This is a genomic window from Burkholderia sp. LMG 13014, assembly GCF_905232215.1.
Classification (GTDB): domain Bacteria; phylum Pseudomonadota; class Gammaproteobacteria; order Burkholderiales; family Burkholderiaceae; genus Burkholderia.
Map to the genome: position 1 here is coordinate 1 of NZ_CAJNKE010000581.1, position 3,645 is coordinate 3,645.

Sequence of the window (3,645 nt, forward strand, 5' to 3'; positions counted from 1 at the left end):
ACCGACCACCAGCCGACCGCGAGCGCGAGGCTCACGCGCACGCCGACCTTGTCGATGAACCAGCCGGCCGGCAGTTGCAGGAACGCGTAGGTCCAGAAGAACGCGCTCAGCACGAGCCCCATGCCGACCGCGTCGAGGCCGAGATCGGCGCGGATGCTGGGCGCCGCGATCGCGAGGTTCGCGCGGTCGATGAAGTTGATGACGTTGGCCAGGAAGCACATCAGGATCATGGCCCATCGGATGCGTGGCATGCGGTGTCTCCGCGCGGAATGTCGTGACGGGCCACCGGCGATCCGCAGCGCCGGCGGCCTCGATGGGCGGGTTATCGGGTGGTTTGCGACGGCGTGCGGTCGAATTTCGCGAGCGCTTCCCACAGGCCGTTCAGGTAGACCGCGCCGAGCGCGCGATCGTAGAGGCCGTAGCCGGGCTTGCCCGTCTCGCCCCAGATCATGCGGCCGTGGTCGGGGCGCACGTAGCCGGTGAAGCCGTTGTCGTGGTACGCCTTTACGATCGCGGCGATGTCGAGCGAGCCGCAGCTCGACAGGTGGGCGGTTTCCTCGAAATCGCCGTTCGGGTCGACCTTCACGTTGCGGATGTGCGCGAAATGGATCCGGCCCATCGCGCCGAATTCGCGCACGAGTGCCTCGACATCGTTTTGCGGGCCCGCGCCGAGCGAGCCCGAGCACAGCGTCAGCCCGTTCGCGGGCGTGTCGACGATGCGCACGATCCGCGCGAGATCGTCGCGGTTCTTCACGATGCGCGGCAGCCCGAAGATCGGGCGCGGCGGATCGTCGGGGTGGATTGCCATCTTCACGCCGGCTTCCTCGGCGACGGGGATGATCGCCTTCAGGAAGTATTCGAGGTTCGCCCACAGCGCCGCCTCGTCGACGTCGCGATACTCGGCGAGCAGTGCCTTCAACTGGTCGGGCTGGTAGCTCGAATCCCAGCCCGGCAGCGCGATGCCGTCGTCCGGATCGATCCGGTCGACCGCGTCGGTGCTGAACGCGAGGCAGGTCGAACCGTCGTCGAGCGTCTTCGACATCTCGGTGCGCGTCCAGTCGAACACGGGCATGAAGTTGTAGCAAATGACGCGCACGCCCGCCGCGCCGAGATGACGAATCGTCTGACGGTAGTGTTCGATCAGGCGGTCGCGGCCCGGCTTGCCGAGCTTGATGTCCTCGTGGACGGGCACCGATTCGACGACTTCGAACTGCAGGCCGGCGCGCTCGATCGTCGCCTTCAGCGCGTCGATCTTGTGCGCGGGCCAGACTTCGCCCACCGGTTCGTCGTAGATCGCGGACACGATATGCGTGACGCCCGGGATCTGGCGGATGTATTGCAGCGAGACCGGATCGGACTCGCCGTACCAACGGAATGACATCTTCACTGGAGCGGCTCCTGGCAGGCGGTTGTGGCATCGGACGGACGGGCGGCAGCGGCCGGCCCGTCTCTGGTGTGCGGATTATGATTGGTATACCAGTTGTAAGGGATAGTGGTTTACCAGTTGTCGGGTTCGGAACCGGCTGGCATGGCACTACTGTCAAGACCCCGGCACGCCGGCCAACACGCCGAACCGGACGCGGGCCGGAATTGGTGTACCATTTTGGCGATCCGGCGCCGCAACGGCGCCGGCCAGCCCGTTGCGAGCCTTTCGATGACCGATCTTTCCAGCCTGCCCGCCAGCCGCGACACCGATGCCGCGGACCGCTCCTATATCGGCCTTGCGCGTCAGATTCACGCGATGGTGGCCGCCGGCGCGTTCGAGGCCGGCGCGCGGCTGCCGTCCGAGCGCAGCCTGGCCGACCAGTTCGGCGTGAGCCGCACGCAGGTGCGCGAGGCGATCATTGCGCTCGAGGTGCAGGGGGTCGTCGAGGTGCGGATCGGTTCGGGTATCTATGTGTCCGCGGCCGATGCCGCGCGACCTGTGACGTTCGAGGTGCCGCGCGGCCCGGGGCCGATCGAGACGCTGCGCGCACGCGGGTTGATCGAGGCGGAAGTCGCGGCGCTCGCCGCGACCGAACGCAAGGATGCGGATCTCGACCGGCTGTTCTTCTCGTTGACGACGATGCGCGAGCAGATGGACGACAAGGCCGCATACGACGCAGCCGATCGCCAGTTCCACTTGCGCATCGCGGAATCGACCGGCAACACGGTGCTGCTGCACATGGTCACTGCGATGTGGGATTGCGCGCGCAGCGATCCGCTGTGGGACAAGATCGAGGAGCATTTTCACTCGACCGCGCTGCGCGAGGCGTCGCAGGAAGATCACCAGCGGATCTTTGCGGCGATCATGGCGCGCGACGCGGCCGCCGCACGTGATGCGATGGCTGCGCACCTGTCGCGCGTGATCGCGGAATTCACTCAGGCGTGGCGCTGACGCGCCAGCCGCTGGCCGCCGGCCGTCGCTAGACCGCCGTCACAGCCCTTCGAACAACGCGACATGCTGGTCGTACGCGCGCTGCTGCCGGGCGTACGCATCGTCGAGATGCTCGTGCAGTGCGCGCTCGGCCGCATCGGGGTCGTGCTGCTCGAGTGCATCGAGCACTTTCTGGTGTTGCGCAAGCGTGACCTCGCCGACGATCGGATCGCGTACGGTCACGTGCCGCACACGGTCGATCGGCGCGCGCACGATCTCGACGAGCTGCTGCACGCGCGGTAGCCGCGCGGCCGCGCTGACGGTTGCATGAAACGCGTTGTCGCACGCGATCGCCGCGACCGCGTTGCCGCGTTCGATCGCGCGCCGGTGCGCATCCTGGATGTCGTGGAGCTGCTCGAGTTCGCGCGCGCTGATGACTTCGGCCGCGCGGCGGATCGCGGCCGTTTCCAGCACCTTGCGGATCAGCGCGCTCTCGACGAACTGCTCGCGCTTGACGGGGGCGACGAAGGTGCCCGATTGCGCGGCGATCAGCACGAGCTCCTCGCGTGCGAGCTGCAGCAGCGCCTCGCGCACGGGCGTGCGCGATACGCCGAGCGCCTCCGCGATGGCGCGTTCGTAAATGACGTCGTTCGGAAGGAGCGTCATCGTCACGATCGCGTCGCGCAACAGCGCGTGAATCTGCACGGACAGGGCCTGCGAGCGGTCCAGGGTGAAATCGGCGGGGATCAGGCGGGTGATGAAGGTGTCCTGGGTGGTGCGTTCTGACTTCATGAATTGGCTAGAGGGTGGCAGGCATGCCGGCATGCTCGATGGACGCCGGTCGATCAATATATTAATGCGCATATCGATTTCGGCGGATCGGCGGGGATCGCCGGTCGAGCGATTCCCGGGTTTACCCCCGTATCGACACCGGGAGGCATCTCTATAATTGCCAACTAATATATTAGTTGGCCAACGCTTCGAAGAAGGCGTGACCGGCGACTCATCCCCACTGGAGACACGTATGCACCTCGAAGACTCAGCAGGCCCCCGCCCGACGGCCCGGGCCTCGACCGCCGCGCCGACCGCCGTGCGCTGGCGGATTTTCTGGCTGCTGTTGTTGCTGTCGTCGATCAACTACATCGACCGTGCGTCGCTGTCCGTCGCGCTGCCGATCATCTCGACCGAATTCAGTCTGTCGCCCGCGATGGAAGGCGTGCTGCTCAGCGCATTCTTCTGGACCTACGCGCTGATGCAGATCCCGAGCGGGTTGCTGGTCGACCGCTACA

General features: G+C 66.4%; 5 protein-coding genes. 2 read left to right on the plus strand and 3 right to left on the minus strand.

What is annotated here, in order from left to right:
- Both JYJ84_RS31235 and uxuA read right to left on the minus strand, forming a co-directional pair.
- On the minus strand, positions 1–251 hold a 251-nt coding region (locus JYJ84_RS31235), incomplete at its 3' end, for an MFS transporter (protein ID WP_205189916.1).
- Between the two features lie 71 nt (positions 252–322).
- Positions 323–1,387, minus strand: coding sequence for a mannonate dehydratase (gene uxuA, locus JYJ84_RS31240; RefSeq protein ID WP_175219707.1), 1,065 nt, complete (start codon positions 1,385–1,387; stop codon positions 323–325).
- A 267-nt stretch (positions 1,388–1,654) separates the two neighbouring features.
- Here uxuA and JYJ84_RS31245 point away from each other — a divergent pair, with 267 nt between their 5' ends.
- Positions 1,655–2,377, plus strand: coding sequence for a FadR/GntR family transcriptional regulator (locus JYJ84_RS31245; RefSeq protein WP_175219705.1), 723 nt, complete (start codon positions 1,655–1,657; stop codon positions 2,375–2,377).
- 39 nt (positions 2,378–2,416) lie between these two features.
- On the opposite strand, the gene JYJ84_RS31250 is transcribed toward JYJ84_RS31245, so the two are convergent.
- Positions 2,417–3,148, minus strand: a complete 732-nt coding sequence (locus JYJ84_RS31250) for a GntR family transcriptional regulator (RefSeq protein WP_175219925.1) — start codon at positions 3,146–3,148, stop codon at positions 2,417–2,419.
- Between the two features lie 232 nt (positions 3,149–3,380).
- Here JYJ84_RS31250 and JYJ84_RS31255 point away from each other — a divergent pair.
- Positions 3,381–3,645 (plus strand): MFS transporter (locus tag JYJ84_RS31255; RefSeq protein ID WP_205189917.1); only part of this gene is annotated, 265 nt, incomplete at its 3' end.

Excerpts from the sequence above, each read along its gene's own strand:
- JYJ84_RS31250 (WP_175219925.1), bottom strand. The coding sequence starts at position 3,148 with ATGAAGTCAGAACGCACCACCCAGGACACCTTCATCACCCGCCTGATC.
- JYJ84_RS31245 (WP_175219705.1), top strand. The coding sequence starts at position 1,655 with ATGACCGATCTTTCCAGCCTGCCCGCCAGCCGCGACACCGATGCCGCG.